The sequence below is a fragment of the Streptomyces albus subsp. albus genome (assembly GCF_000725885.1).
GTDB classification, from domain to species: Bacteria; Actinomycetota; Actinomycetes; order Streptomycetales; family Streptomycetaceae; genus Streptomyces; species Streptomyces albus.
In genome coordinates this window covers 342,944-358,956 of the sequence record NZ_JODR01000009.1, presented here as the reverse complement: position 1 = coordinate 358,956, position 16,013 = coordinate 342,944, and the positions used below count along the sequence as shown (strand labels likewise).

General features: G+C 73.2%; 1 protein-coding gene (cut by both window edges). It reads left to right on the top strand.

Every position in this 16,013-nt window falls within one protein-coding gene, locus IO40_RS36905, for a hypothetical protein (RefSeq protein WP_033229494.1), read on the top strand. The gene is 69,660 nt long; 23,513 of those nucleotides lie to the left of the window and 30,134 to its right, leaving coding positions 23,514-39,526 in view (codon 7,838, partial, through codon 13,176, partial); the first codon wholly inside the window starts at window position 2. The start codon and the stop codon both lie outside this window.

Sequence of the window (16,013 nt, the reverse complement as noted above, 5' to 3'; positions counted from 1 at the left end):
GGGTTGGGACATCTCCGACCCCACCGAGCTGGCCGTGATGCACCTGAGGGAACTGGGTGCCTACGCGCCGGAGAGCGCCCTGCCCACCACGGGCCCCGGCGTCGGCCGCAACCTCTCCGGGGTGGCGCTGCGTCCGGTTGACCTGACCCGTGCCCAGTCGATAACGGCGAACGGCCCCGTGACGGCGGACGCGCCGTGGTCGGAGTTCGGCCTCGGCAACCCGTACGTGCTCTACGCGCCGAACGCCCCGCAGGACGGCACCATAGAGATCACCCTGCCCGGGAACACCGGGCAGAGCGTGACGCTGTCGGTGCCGCTGGACGAGTTGATGGTGCTGGCGGACCGCGACCCGTTGCGGGAGCGGACGGATCTCAACGACCCGGCGATCTTCGTGGTGCCCGGACTGGCCCACTACAAGGAGGAGGTGCTGAGGCCGTTCTCGGCGAGGAACGGCCAGCCCACCCTGGCGTACCCGGACTGGGCCGGCATCACCGCCGACCTCCGCAACCCGCAGGCGCCGGGGCTGGTGACCGTCCAGCCGGCCCACCCCACACGGTCGACATGGGAGGCCGGCCTCCGCACCGAACCGGTGGTGGACAGGCGCAACCCGCTCACCGGCGAGGCCCTAGCGCAGGCGATGGCGGGGCTCTCCGTGCACCGTTCGGCGACAGGTCCCGCCCTGTACCTCGAGCCGGTGACGCGGCCCGCCGCGGACACCGCCGAGCCCCCCGCGCACGACACCACCCAGAGCGCGCCAAAGGCCGCTCCCGTGGCGGCGGTCCCCCTCGTCGATGAGCTGCCCTCCATGGAGCAGAGCGAGCGCGCCGACGTGCTGGCGCAGCTGCCCCCTGAGCAGCTGGGCGCACTGACCCGGGACGAGCGGCTGATGGAGCAGCTGCGGCAGAACCTGCCCCCCGGGGACTACGCCGAGACCGCGGCGCTGCTGATGCTGCGGATCGATCCGCGGGTGCACCGGCCGGTGGACGTACGCCGCGCGGCTGTTCCGCTGATGACCGTCATGCTGGGCAACCCGGAGATCGCCTCGCAGCTGGTCGAGGACGAGCGCTACCGCCTCGTCGTGGTGCCCAAGGACGTGGCGTTCCGGGACGTGGAGGGCTTCGGCCACGTCGACGTCGCCGTTCGAGGCGGGACCAATCCGGCTGAGCCGGGGGTTCGCGAGGGACTGGTAGGCATATCGGAGGAGAACCTGCTGGGGGAGCAGCCCGGCGATCCCTCCTTCTCCCGGGAGGAGGAGGGGCACTCCGACCTCACCCACGAGCTGGCGCACGCGATTCGTCACGGGGCGTTGAACCGGGAGCAGAAGCAGCTCATCACCGATGTCTTCAACGCGCAGAAGGAGAAGGAAGAGCGGGGGGAGGCCGGTACCTGGCCGGACGGCCTCCGGCACGGCCCGCTCGGCGGATATCCCAACTACTCGTCGTGGAACGAGGACGAGTTCTTCGCGCAGCTGACCAACGTCTGGCTGGGCGTGAACGGCGGCGACGACATGCACACCATGTTGCCGCGGAACAACGGTGCGCAGTGGGTCCGCGACAGCCTTCCGGACATGGTGCCGCTCCTGGAGTGGCTGTACGGGCCGGGAGCGGAGCCGGGGCATTACGAGGTCAACCGCTATGTGGAGCACCTGCCGTCGGAGGTGTCCGGGCAGGAGGTGTCCGGGCCAGCTTCCGCGCTTCCTGGTGCCGGGGCCGGCCAGGACGAGCTGGGAACCCAGCCGTCCTGGGATGCGGACCAGCAGTTCTCTCCGGCCGTCCCGGAGGGTCGGGCCGAGTCGGACTCGACGTCCGCTCCCGAGGACTACGCCGAGCCGGCTGCCGGGCTGACTGCCGAGCCGACTGCCGGGCCGGACGTGGCCCGGACGCCGGTCCCCGCGGAGCCGCAACCGGCCCGCCTCGCCGCGACCGTCCCGTTGAGCGGCCTCCTGACGTTCCTGGACCAGGCCACCGCACCCCTGCGGGAGGGCTCGCCCCAGGAGCAGGCGGTTCACGAGGATGCCCAGGGTGCGGCGACGTTCGCCGAGAGCGGCAGGCACTCCTTCTCCACGTGGCTGGCGGCGCATCCCGAACACGCCCCCGAGGTGAAGCCGTGGGACGAGGACGAGTTGGCCGGTGCCCTGGCGCTCGGATACACCCAGATCGCCGCAGTGGTGCGCGAGTGGCACGAGCTGCCGCCCTCCCCGAGGGACTACGCGGCCTTCGTCTCCCGTGCGTCCCTCGGTACGGTCCGGCAGGCTCTGGGGCCGGCGCCGCGTGCCTTCCTGGAGGCGGAAGCGTGGCCGCTCGCCCTGGAACTGGAGGACACGCTCGGACGCGCCGGCCTGTCCGTGCCGCCTGCGATGGAACTCGATCTGCCGGCGGAGCGGAGCCGGGACGGTGAGCGCCCCGCGACGGTCGGCCAGTACCTGGAGAACCTGCTGCTGCCCGAGCCGTTGCGGAAGGTCGGGCAGGACGAGGCGCTGGGCCTGGGCACCCAGGACGTCGAGGCAGCGGCCGGCGTTCCGGAAACCGCCCTGTCCGCTCTCCAGTTGGAGGTTCGGCCGCAGGAGTCCGGCCGGCCCGCCGACGAGACGCTGGCGCAGGTCGGGCGCGACCTCTACGACGAGGCCCTGCGCCAGCGCGGGCTGCCCCCGCTGGACCGGTCCGCGACGCACGAGCAGCGCGGACAGGAAGTGCAGGAGCCGTCCACCACGGAAGTGACGACGAGCGGCGCCGTCGAGTCCGGGGCCGGGACGACGCAGCCCGAGTCGGCCGACGCCGAGCAGGTGCCGGACGTCCTTCCGGCACCCCCCTCGCGGCGTGAGGTCCTCGACCCGGTCCGGGACTGGCGGCGGATCTCCGACGTACCGGGACACCGGCGCACGGGCGCGTTGCGGGCCGTCGACGAGGCGGTGGCCGGTCTGCCACGCCACCCGAATGCCCAGGATCTGGCGGGCGTGCTCCAGGCCGTGCGCGAGTGGCAGCGGTCCGCGAGCCGGAGCAGCAGCCGCTGGGACGCGGTGACGCGGCTGGAGGAAGCGGTCCAGGACCGGATGCGGCGGCTCCACGAGTCGCACCGTGCCCCCGACGCGACGTCCCGGCCCCGGCACCGGAGCGGTGCCTCCGCACAGGGAACGGCGGCGCACGGCCCGGCCCAGTCGCTCATCCCGGCGGGCCCCCGCCCGGTCGAGGTGGAGGGCTTCGCCCCGGCCAGTGGCTTCGAGGCCGAACTGGTCGCCTGGCAGATGGTGTTGCCGCCGGGGCAGGACCACAGGACGTTCGGCGACTACGACGGCCGCGTGGTGAGGCTTGGGCCGCTGCTGGGCATCATCCTGACCACTGGGCAGGGCAGCGGCCCGGTCCTGGAGGTCGTCACCGAACCGGCCCGTGGCCTGCGGCGGGGCGCTGACGACGGGCGCGCCGAGATGTCGGACGTGCTGGCCGCCTTCCGGGACGTGGTGGGCAGGTTGGAGAGCGCCGAGCCGGGCACCCTGTTGAGGAACGTCTTCCCCCCGTCGGTCGGCTATGAGGTCGACCCGCTGGTGGGGAACATGCCGGTTCGACCGCGCGACGCCGGTTGGGGCCAGATGGTGGTCCACCACACGGCGACCGCGCCGCTGGCCGGAATCCCGCGCTTCCTGGACTACGTGACCACGCACATGCGGCGGGAATCGCCGCTGTTCGAGACGGCGTACCAGGACGGGCGGACGGCATTGGCCTATGCCGGGCAGGGGCGGCGCCTGTTCCGCCAGTGGCTCGATGAGGACCCGAGGCGTGCTGCGGAACTGCAGCCCTGGGACGCGGACGAGTTGGGCGGTGTCCTCGCTCTCGGCTTCGTCCAGGTCGCCGCCGCGGTGCGCGGTGGCAGGGGCGGGCAGGTGGTGCCGAAGGACTTCGCAGCCGTCATCTCCCGCGAGTTCCTCGCCGCGGTCCGGCGAAGGCTGGACCCGGTGCCGCAGGTCTTCCTGGAGAATGCGGCGGGCCCACTTACCGACACCTTCGTGGCTGCAGTCCGGCAGACCAGCAGGCACCCGCTTCCCGCTGACGTGCTGAGCCGTCCGGTGCCGGGGCGCTGGAGCGACTACAGCCTGGAGCCTCCGACGATCGGGGAATATCTGGAGAACCTGCTCCTCGCGCACCCGTCGCGCATCGTCGGGCAGGACGAGGCGCTGGGCGTCCGCACCAGCTACACGGAGATGGAACGCAACGTCGTGGACGGGGTGGCCCGGATCACTCCGCCCGTGGCCCGGCTGGAGGCACGTGCACTGGAGGCGGTCCAGACCGATCCGCGACGCATCGAGCGCACGCACACCACGTTGGCGCAGCTGTCCCTCGACCTCTACAACGACGCCCGGCGGCAGCGCGGGCTGCCCCCGGTGGGCCGGCCCGTGGCGCGCGGGCAGCGCGGGCGGACCGGGTACGCGCCGCCCACCCGGGAACAGGTGACGAGCGGTGCGGTCGTGTCCCGGGCGGACGCGACCCAGGGGGACGCCACCCAGGCCACCGGCACGCGACCGCAGTCGCAGTCGCAGACTCAGCCGACTGCGGACGGGTCCGTGTCGGCTCCGCTCACCCCGGCCCTCGCCGAGCTGGCCGGGCGGCTGCCCGGGATGGAGCAGGGCGAGCGGGCCGAGGAGCTGGCGCTGCTGCCGGCCGGGGACCTGGAGGCGCTGGCCTCGCACCGTCCGCTGGTACAGGAGCTGCGCACCACCCTGTCCGCCGAGGACTTCGCGGACACCGCGGCGCGGCTGCTGCTGCGGATCTCCGAGGGCGTGCACGAGCCGATGTCGGTGCGGCGCGAGGCCGTGCGGCGCATCGCGCCCATGCTGGGTGACGCGGACGTGGCGGAGCGGCTCCTGAACGGGGGCCACCGGGTCCACGTGGTGCCGCGGGACGTGGCACTGACGGCTGACGGCCCGTTCCGGGCCTCGCACGGCAACCGCACCAAGGACGGCCGCACCCTCGCTTCCCTGCGTGGCCTCTACGACCGGCCTCGGACGGGTGTCGGCGAGGAGAATCTGCTCGGAGAGACCACGAGTGTGCCCGGCGCACCCGTCTACGCGGACGGGTACTCCTCCGTCACCCACGAGTTCGCCCACGCTGTGCACCGCGTCGGACTGGGCGCAGCGGACCGGAGGCTCGTCAAGGACGTCTTCGACGCGCAGAAGGCGAAGGGGTGGGCCGGGAAGTTCCCGGACGGGCACTGGTACGACCCGGTCGGGGACAACCCCGGTCCCAACTACTCCTCCCGCAACGAGGACGAGTTCTTCGCCCAGCTCACCAACGCCTGGCTGGGCGTGAACGCGGGCACCGACCCGTACACCGAGGTGCCCCGGAACAACGGCGCCTCGTGGGTGCGGGAGAACCTTCCGGAGATCGTGCCGCTGCTGGAGCGGCTCTACGGGCCGGGCGCGGAGCCGGGACGGACCGGTGCCAATCCGCTGGACGCGGTGCAGGCCGAGAACCAGACGTGGGCGGGCTTCCGCGCCTTCTGGAACCGGGCCGACCGTGAGCTGTACCCGCACCACCACCCGCTGATGCACCCCGCCCCGGCCACCTCCCAGGGGCACGCCGCGCCCGGCGTGGTGTTCGCCCCCCTGACATCGAGTGGGCCGGCCCCGCAGACGGCGGAGCCGGTGTCGATGGAGGCCCTGCCGGCCCCGCCGTCGCGGCTGGTGGCCGCGTCGGTGGACTTTTGGCAGAGCATGCCGCACCCGATCGTGGACCCGGTGACACATCCTCTGCTGAGCCCGGCCACCCGTGTCTTCGGGCCGGACGGCACCCCGCAGGGCAGGGTGTTCGTTCCCGAGGCCGTGCGGCAGGTGGCGCCCCACCGTTCCGCGGTGTACGACGTGCGGACGGGGAGTGACGGGCAGGACGTGTGGTTCCGGGTGGGCGAGACGCCGTCGCCCGCCACCGCGTCCTCGTACGTGGTCATCGCGAACACGGCGACCGGCGGTGGTCTGCGGGTCGGCGGTACGGTCCTCAACGGGGTGCGGCTGGACGCCCCGTTGCAGGACCACCCGGACCTCGCCCACCTGCCGGTCGACGAGGACGGCTACCGGATCCTGGACGGTGAGGCGCTCGCCGCCGTGCTGGCGGCCGACCCGGAGCTGGCCGCCCGCCGCACGAGGACCGACTCCGTCGTGCTGGCGGCCGACTCCGCGGTGCGCGAGAACATGGACCTGGCCGCGGGGCCGGCCCTCCGGACCGGACTGACCATGGTGGCGCCGACCGGCGAGGGCACGGTCCGCGAGGACCCGGCCTCGGGCGTCCACCACCTGGCGATCGCCTACCGCCACTTCCATCTCCCGGCGAGGCAGCAGCCCCCGGTGGGCGACTGGGCCCGCATCGGGCCCGACACCCGGTACGTGCCGCGCGCCGACCGGCTGCCGTCGGGGCAGGGCGGGACCACGCTCTCCCTCAGCCAGGTGACACACAGGCTGCAACCGGGCCCGGACGGCCGTCTCACCCGCATCAGCTTCATGAAGGACGACGACGCGGGGCTGTCGCGGGAGAGCAGCGACCCGGCGGAGCAGCTGGGTGCGCTGAACCACTACGTGTACCCCGCCGCCGGTGGCCGCATCGTCCTCTTCACCGAGAGCGTTCCGCACGCTTCCGCCCTGGCCAAGGTCAGTGCGCACGGCTCGGTCGAGGGCCTGACGGTCGAGGTGAACGGCCGGGAGACGCGTCTGCCTCCGATGGCCGGAGGGCAGTTCCTCGGGGAAGCCATCGCGTCGCTCGATCTGGCGGGCGGCGACTGGGTCTACCTCGACGTCTGCTTCGCCGCAGCGCGGTACGACAAGTTCGCGCTGTACCGCCGGGCCACCTCGACGCAGGTGGACGACCCGCTGCGGACCAAGCCGATGGCGCAGGGCGCGGCCACCCGCTCGCGCCACCCCGTACTGGCCGGTACTCAGACGCTGCTCCTCGACGACAGCTCCCGGGGCGCCCCGGACTACCGTGCCCGCCTGGGCATGGAGGCGCTTCCGACCGGTGAGTTGGGACGCGTCGAGTCCTTCGTTCCGGAGCCGACTGCCGAGCAGCTCGGCCGTCTCACCCACGAGTTGGGGCTGAAGACCGCCGACGACACGCTGGTGCTGGTGAACGCGCTGCGCACGGTGTTCGGTGCGGCCGTGGAGGAGACCCCGGGATACCGGCAGCTGCTGGACGGTGCCGCAGCCGTGCAGCACATGCTGGACAACGACACGTGGCTGCGTGACCTGACCCCGTTCCGCCTGGAGCTGTGGCAGCTGCTGGCCCGTCGGCTGGAGACCGGGCAGACCGGTCTCCAGCACACTTCCCAGCTGCCGCGCTTGCCCGAGAAACTCTCGGAACCGGAGCGTGACCTCTTCCGGGCGACGCTGGAGGCCGCGCGGGAGACCTTCAGGCAGAACTACCAGCAGCCGCTGTCCGCCTTGCTGCGTGAGCGGGACGTGTCGGGGAGCCGGCAACCGCTGTTGCAAGCCGCGGCCAGGCACATGCGGAGGACCGACGCCGCTGCGCTGCTCGGTCTGCCTCCTGGCACGGTCCTCGGCTCCGAAGAGCGGACCCGGCTCTTCTGGGCCTTCGTGCGGGCCGAGGGCCTGATCCGGGACCTGGGCCCGACCGGCTGGCCGGACGTGGCCCGTGAGGTCGTGCACGTGGACGGGGCGAGTTCTCCGCAGCTGCTGCGCTCCGGACTGCTGACCGCCGCGGCGATGGGCGAGGCGCGGCTGCGTGGCACCGGCCGGCAGACGCTGGCCGCCATGGACCTGGTGTACCGCGGCGCCTACGCCAGGACCTGGCCGCAGCCGCAGAACCCGACGCGACCGCTGCCGGGCGGCTACGACTGGGGCCGCCCCACCACCGGAGCCGCGACACCGGACCCGGATCATCTGCTGCTCGACGGCGGACGCTGGGCGCCGGCCCCCTGGCGCCGACTCGACAGCACCGGGCGCCCGGTGCCCGGGCCGGTGTCGTTCTTCCGCGCGGACATCCGCCCCGACGGCGTGCTCGACCTGTGGCTGCCCGGCCGCAGCGCCCCTGTCACGTTGTCCTGGGCGGTGGCTTTGGAGCTTGCTTACCACGCCCCGCAGGACGAGAAGTTCAATAAGGTCGAGACGCCGAACATCCTGCTCTTCAACGGGCCGCAGTGGGCACTGCACGAGCTCGACACCTACGCCCAGGCACTGACGAACCTGACCGGTCAGGACACGTGGTACTTCGTCGGCGACGTGGCTTTGGAGAACGTCGGAACCGGTGCCGACATGCGGTCCGCGCTGCGACCGCGCCCGGCGCCGGGCGTCCCCGGCAGCGGGCGGTGGATACGCAAGAGGTGGCAGGCACCGATGCTGTCGCACCAGCGGCCCGCCGTCCAGGCGGTGCCGAAGCCGCCGGTCACCGCGAACTCCGTGCTGCTCTCGGATCCCCGCGCCAGCCGGGGGGCCACCCTTTGGGCACCCCTGACCAGTGCGCCCGGCGGCAGCGCGCTGGGGCCTGCGGACGCCGTACGTCCCGTCCCGTATGCCGACATGAACGCCGTCGCCGGCCTGCTGCTGGGGCAGCAGACCGTGGCGCAGGGTCCTGGGTCGGTGCCGCAGGTGCGGGTGCTGACCGGGGAGCCGATATCCCGGGTGCTGTTCGACCGGATGCCGCTGTTGGAGCGGCAGCGGGACGGGAGCTGGCGCGAGGTGGGCCGCCTGCCGGTGCCCTTCCCCGAGACCTCCTACGTGCTGGTGGTCGACGCCATACCGGACGGCTTCCTGATCGGCGGTGACACGCTGCGCGGGCTCAAGCTGGGGCGTCCGCTGGAGGACCACCCGGCCCTGGCGGGCCTGGAGCAGCACTGGCTGACGGGCAAGCGGATCGTGAAGCCGCGGCAGATGGCGGCGTTGGTCCGGACCGACCGGATGTTCCAGACGCTGCCCCGGGGCGCGAAGCTCGTCGTACCGACCCCGCACATCGGCACGCAGTCGCTCGGCGTGGTGGAGGCCCTGGCCGACGCTCTCGGCATCGACCCGGTGGTGCCGACCCTCGACGGCGGGCTGGCACCCGTCGCACCGAACAGCAGCACCTACCGGTTCGTGCAGCGCTACTGGAACACCCGGCGCGGCACCGGCAGCCGTCTCCCGGTGGGTGACTGGGCCGCGATCCCCGCCATGCCCCACCGCGAACCCCGTGGCAGGACGTGGACCGACGGAACGGGCAAGCGGTTCACCGACAACGACGTGCGGCAGCGGCCGTACGCCCAGGCCGGGGGCACCCGGCTGCTGGGCGTCGACGTGCTGCCCGGCACCGACGACGGTCTGCGGCGCGAGGGCTGGGCCCTCGCCTTCCGTGATCCGTGGGTGGTGCACTCCGTCCAGACCGCCGACGGCCTTCAGTACCTCGGGGCCGAGTTGCGGCCGCTGCCCCCGGCGCTGCACATCTACACCAGCCACGGGACGCGCGCGCACACCGTCGTGCCGCTGCGGGACGGAGGTACCGCGTGGTTGCCGTCGAAGCAGGGGAGCGCCTACGTCGCGCACACCTTCGCCACGATGGGCTTCCCGAAGGACAGCACCAAGTACCTGGAAGAGTGCGAGACGGGGACCGCCCACGATCCGTACGCCCGGCAGGCCGACGTGCTGGCCGCGGTGGACGACCCGCTGGCCAACCGTCCCCGTGCGCAGCAGGTCGTCAACGCCGCGGGCGGCGTTCTGCTGTACGGCGCCACGGCCAGGACCGCGACGGCCTACCTCGACCTGGGCAAGCCGACCTACCGGCCGCTCCGTGACCACGCCGCCGACCCCTGGGGCCGGCTGTCCGACGTGGCGCTCTTCCGGGCGGAGGCGAAGGGCGAGGAGCTGGCGCGGCGTGCCCGGATCGCCGGGCTGCACACGGGTGACCGCCCGCTGTCCGGGCGGGACGCGGAGGACACCCGGCTGATCGACCTCGCACTGCGCCGCGTCTTCGGCGCCGACGCCGACGCCGATCCGCGCAGCACCGACTACCAGCGGAAGGTGGCCGGTGGCGGTGCCCTGGTGCGGGCGCTGCGCAACGATCCGGTGCTGCGGGATGTCACCCCGTTCCGGATGGAAATGTGGCAGCTGCTGGTGCACCGGCTGAGCGGCCACGCCCAGTACCACACCGCCGGCCGGACGTTCCTCGACCGCAGCACCGAGCACCTCACCGACGCCGACCGGAAGGCGTACGACGACGCGCTGGACGTCGCCCGTGAGCGGCTGCGGCGGAATCCGCGCCTCGGATTGGGCGAGCTGCTCGCCGAGACGGCCGGGCAGCAGCGCACTGCCGGTGCGCCGCCGCTGCTGGAGTTCGCGGCCGACCGGACGCGGCACGCCGACCCGCACGGCATGCTCGACGTGCCCGCCGGCACCCGGCTGTCCCTGGAGCAGAAGGGCCGGGTCTTCTGGGCCACCGTGCGGGCGGAGGCGTGGCTGCGCGACCAGCCCGCCGCGCGGACGGCCGCGATCGCTCCCTGGGTGCTGCACACCCGCACGGACGGGATGGCACCGGAGGAGATCCACGAGGAGCTGCTGACGCTGGCCACCACGAGTCAGGTGTCGCTGCGTGCCCTGACGCCGGGCGAGGAGGCCGCCGAACTGGGCGCGATCGACCTGGAACTGAGGGGCGCGTACAAGGCCGAGTGGCCCTCGTCCGCCGGCGCCGCCCTCACCCCGTTCGGCTACAACTGGGGTCCGACCGACCTGTCCGGCGGCCTGCGCACCGATCAGGTGCTTCAGGTGCGGCCGGACGGGACGAAGCGAGCGGTGGACGCGCCCTTCATGCCCCGCGACAAGGAGGGCAAGCCGATCCCGGGCCTGCGCGCGATCGTGCTGCGGTTCGATCTCCACAGCCGCACCGGCCAACCGGTGCTGCATCTGCCCGAGGGGCCGGCGCGGACGACCTTCGCGGAGCTGACCCGGCTGGTCTTCCACTCCCGGTCCCTCCAGGCGAGCCGGGACGTGCGGGAGCCGTTCGTCCTCGTCCTCCGCCAGCCGGTGCGCGACCCGCGGCACCTCTCCGAGCTGAAGGGCTTCGCGAACTGGCTGAGCGACCACACCGGCCGCAAGGCGTTCCGCTACTCCGCCCCGCTCGGCTTCGCACGGCAGGACGGTGACAGGTCGAAGCCCTGGATGCTGGTGACCGAACCGGTGGACCCGGAGACCGGGGACCCCGGCGTGTGGCGCACGCACGTGTGGCAGCGTCCGAAGACCACCAGCCGGCCGTTGGTGCCGCTGAAGGACCTGCCGTCCCGTCCGGCACCGCCCACCGCCGCCTCCCTCCTGCTCTCCCGCCCCGACGCGGCGGGGCAGCAGGGGAACACGCGGATTTCGACCTACGGTCCGGACGCCCCGGCCGGCGGCGCCAAGTCCGTCGCGTCCGCCAAGTCGGGCGTGCAGGCGCAGTCCCAGCCCCAGCCCCAGCCCCAGCCCCAGCCCCAGTCCCAGGTCCAGCCCTGGTCGGTGTCCTCATGGCGGGCGTACGACCCGGAGGCCATGCGGTTCGCGGCGTACTACCGGGGCGAGCGGGCGAAGACGTATGCGGCCTACAGCGCCGAGTACGAGCGCGCGGTGGCCGAGGCGCTGGCCGGTCCGGCGGTGGAGGCCGCGAAGGACGCGCTGCGCCGGGCGGCCGAACACGCCGGTCGTGCCGGAGAGTTCGGTGATCTGCTGGCGCTGCCGGCCGACGCGGGTTCGCTGGACCCGCTCATGCGGGCGTTCTCGCGGCTGGTGGGTGCCGAGGTGCCGCCGGGGGCGGCCGTGGGCGGGCCCGGGGCCGTGACCGGGAGCGGTTTCCGTGTCGTGGGAGGCGTCAACGGCCCGGCGTCGCGGTTGTTCGCGGCGTACCGGGAGTCGGGTGCCTCGGCCGAGGAGGTGGCCGCGGTCCGTGACGCGGTGGCGGCCTGGCTGGTCGGCCGCGGCGTGCAGTCGCTGCCGGAGGTCCTGCGGGACGCGCGACCGTTCGTCGCTCAGGACGCGGAGGAGAAGTCTGCCCTGACGCGGGACGGCGCGCGCTTCCACATGTGGGTGGACACGCACTTCGACCCGCGCGACGTACTGCGTGGGGCGGGCCTGCTGACCCCGGAGAGGGAGCAGCGTCTCGTCCCGCCGCACCAGCGGCTCTACGACGAGCAGTTCGCCACGATGTACGAGGAGCTGTCCTTCCGCGGCGAGGACGCCGACCCGCAGCAGGACTGGAAGCAGCTGGAGGAGCTGCTGCGTCGCCGCGAGCAGGTGCTGGACTACGCGGCGGGCAGGGGGCCCGCTCCCGTCGACGGCCTGCTGCCCCTGGGGCGCGTCGACGCCGTCGCCGAGTGGCTGGACGTCTACCGCGACGAGGCCGTCCGGGCGCTGCGCCGGCTGAGCCCTGCCCACCTGTTCGGGCTGTCCCTGCACCACGGGTCCGACTTCAAACTGTTCCGCGCCTGGCTCAGCGGACGCCGGTTCGGTGAGCGGGCGCTGCGCTGGACGATGCGGGCCCATGTGCGGTCGGTGGCCGGCAAGATCGTCAAGGCGGGCGTGGGGAGGGTGCCGGTTCCGGCGATCCTCGACACCACGGCCGACTTCAAGAACGTCGTGGCGCACTTCGGCCGGCCCGAGGCGCGGGAGGCGCTGGACCGGACCGTGGAGCAGCTCCTCGACGTCCTGCCACTGCACGTCGAGATGCTGGACGAGGCACTGCGCGTGCTCCCGCCGTACCCCGGCCCCGTCTTCTGGGGGGCCTCCGGCCTGCCGGGTGAGGTCGACACGCCCGTCCTCGACGGCCCGTACTCCACCCCCGACGGTTTCGTCTTCCCGTGGGCCCGCAGCACGGCCTTCACGCAGCACGGGGCCGAGCGTTACGCGTGGCCCGGCAGGGGGTCCACGCACGCCGAGGTGACGAGGGCCGAACCGGGTGACGACGCCGGCCCGGAGACCGCGCCCTTCTCCCCCTTCCTGGTGGAGGAGGAGGTGACCTTCCCCTCGGGCGCTCAGTTCGACCGCCGCGACAGCCGCGTCCACACCAGGATCTCGCCCAGCGGCAGGGAGACCCGGCGCAGGCAGACCGATGCGGTGCAGCGGGCTTCGCGGGGGAAGGCCGTGCCGTGGTCCGCGCGACCGCGCGGGACGGCGTCCGCCCTCGGCCGGCCCTCGGGCGAGCACGGGCAGCAGGTGTCGGTGCGGAGCCCCCGGGTGACGCCCGCCGACAGCTGGACCCTTCCGTCGGACCTGATCGTGCAGCGGGTCGCCACCAACGGCCGCCCGTTGGTACTGGCGTCCCTCCCGCAGGAGAAGTGGGCCGCCATGGAGCGGACGCTCCAAGGCTTGGCCGACACCGTGTACTACTGGTCGTGGAACGCGACCCCGCGCGCAGGAGACGAATGGGCGCGGCCCTACCGGGTGCCGGGCACGCGGCCCCTGTTCTGGTTCTCCGGCGGCGGCCCGGCGGGCCTCCTGCTGGCGCGGCAGGACGGTGGCACGTATGTGGACGACGGCCGCACCGTCGGCTCCCTCATCCGTGCGGAACTGCGGAACCTGCCGCCCGAGGAGCGCCCCTGGACGATCTTCGTGATGTCGCCCGGCCCGGGTGAGGACGGCGCGGGCCTGGCCCTGCTCACCGTCGAGCATGGACACATCACGGGATTGACGGAGTTGCCTGCCGCAATGTCGTCGGGCGCGACCGCCGTCACGCCGAGCACAGACAGCCTCTACCCGTCCGAACTCCATTTGCTGCCGGGAGCGGACGGCAGGCCGACGCACTGGTTCACGGACGATCAGGCGGGGGGCGCTCGCCTCCTGCCCCTCCGCAGCGGTGCACCGGCCCGGAACGTCACGCGTACCCTCCCGGTTCCGGAGCACCGGTTCGCCGTCGAGGACGCGCCCGCGTCGGCACGCCGGCTCCCGGCGACCCAGCCCGCCATTCCGCGTGGGATGTCGGAGGTGTTCCGGGGTTGGGGTGAGTTCCGGTACGGCCGTTCGGCGGACGGTTCGTGGTGGGCGGGTGTGTTCCCGTCCGGCCAGTGGGCCGCGCGGTCGCCGTGGCTGGAGCGGGTGTCGGCGTCCGTGGAGTTCCATTCCTGGACGATGGGCGCGGACGGCGAGCCGGTGGGCAGGGCCTTCCGGTTGGTGCCGGAGGGTGCCCGTATCGCCGAGGGTGCCCAGGCGCCGGGGGGTGCCCGGCCGTTGTTGTTCGCCGCTCATGGTGGTCCCGCGTCCGAGGCTGTGGCGTCGTTGGGTGTGCGGTTCGCCGAGTGGCTGGTGGCGCGGGGCGAGCGGGTCACGCATCTGCTGGCGGCGCCGTGTGGTGATGGCAGTGGTCTGGTGCCGGGTGCGTACCGGGAGTGGGCGGTGCGGCATCGGGGCACGGTGTTCGCGGCGCCGGAGGAGTCTGCCGTCGGGCAGGGTGCGTCGCGTGAACGGGCGGGGTGGCACAACCGGCCCGGCAGTCCCGGGTATCTGTTGAGGGTGGGTCCGGAAGGGCGGGTGTCGCGTTTCCCGGAGCGGGGTGTCTCGGGCCGGGAGGCGAGCGAGGTGCCGCTGCCCGCCGTCGAGCTGTACAACAGGGACCGGGACACCTACGAGCGCGGCCACAGGTCGGCGTTCCTGGCGGAGGGACTCGGCGTCGGGTGGGACGGGGACCGGGGCGCGATGCTCCGGGCCGTCGACCAACTCGTGGAGCCGGAGGACCGGTTCGATCAGCCCTCGCCGGACCAGGACGCCTTGATGGCGTGGGGTCAGGCTGCCGGGCTCGCCGACGGTCCCGGCGTGCGGGAGACGGGCCGTGACCCCGAGGACGAGTGGGTCCTCGGGTGGCTGTCCCGCGAGGCTCCCCTGCTCGGCCGGGGGGAGATGGAGGACGCACCGGAGCTGACGCTCCCCGTACGCGAGTCGGCTCCGGCCGAGTTCGCCGCTCTGTACGGGAACAGGGAGGAGTGGGTCCGGCGGGCCGGGCTGTACGAGCGGTTGCTGGGTTCGGCGTTGGTGCGGGATCCGGAGGCTCGTGCGGCGGAGGAGCGCGCGCTGGAGGCGCTCGCGGCCTTGCTGCGGGAGCTGGACGAGGCGAACGACGGCGTTCCGGTGGGAGAACTCTTCGGTGACCGTGAGCGACCGGAGCGTGGCGCCTTCGTCTGGGCCGTTCTGCGGCACATCGGGCGGCTTCAGGAGGTGACGTCAGGGCAGCCTTCGGGGCCGGACCTTTCCGCCGAGAGCTGGACGTGGCTGTCGGACCGCGGCTACGGGGTCGGTTCCTGGGAGGAAGCGCTGCGTCCGTTCTTCGGCCTGGTCTTCGCGGTGCATGGGCGTTTGGCGTTGCCGGTGGAGGACCGGTTGCCGTTCGTGCGTGCGGTGGCGGCTGGTGTGCTGGGTGTCGAGCGGTGGGGTGTGTCCCTGCTGACGCTGGTGCGCGCGGCGTCCTCGGCCGGTTATGAGCTGCCGGGGCTGGGTGATCCGCTGGTTCTGGAGGCTGCGGAGTTCTACGACCGGGCCGGTGAGGCGCTCGTTCCGGCCGAGGGGTTGTCGCCGGAGTGGGAGCGGGCGCTGGTGCCGCCGCATCGGCAGCTGGTGGACCCGGTGCCGGGGTATTTCGCGGTGGACCGGGTGGAGCACCTGGACGATGAGGGCCGGCTGCGGGTGTCGGGGTTCTTCAACGGCCCGGATGTGTCGGTGCGTGGGTTCTACGACGTGTTGCCGCGGGTCACGGAGGTTGTTTTCTGGTCGCGTGACGGGCGCGGCTCGCTGGTGGGCGTCTCGGGGGCGGTGCCGTGGCTGGAGCAGCGGGAGCGTACGGCGTTCGTGGCGGCGCGTGAGGGTGCCTGGGCGGACCGGTGGGCCCGGGTCCGGTGGGCTGCCGTGCGTGCGGCCCGGGACGGGATGTCCGACCTGGTGGTGCTGGCCGGGGCCGGTATCCGGGACGCGGGGGCGTGGGAGGAGTTCGCGCGCCTTCGGGCGGAGGTCGAGGCCGCATCGGGGGTGCGGGTGCATGGCGTCTTCGCACCGGTGCGGGGTGTCTCCGGTGGGGTGGAGTCCGCCCTCCCGGTGCCGGTGGCGGTGACTC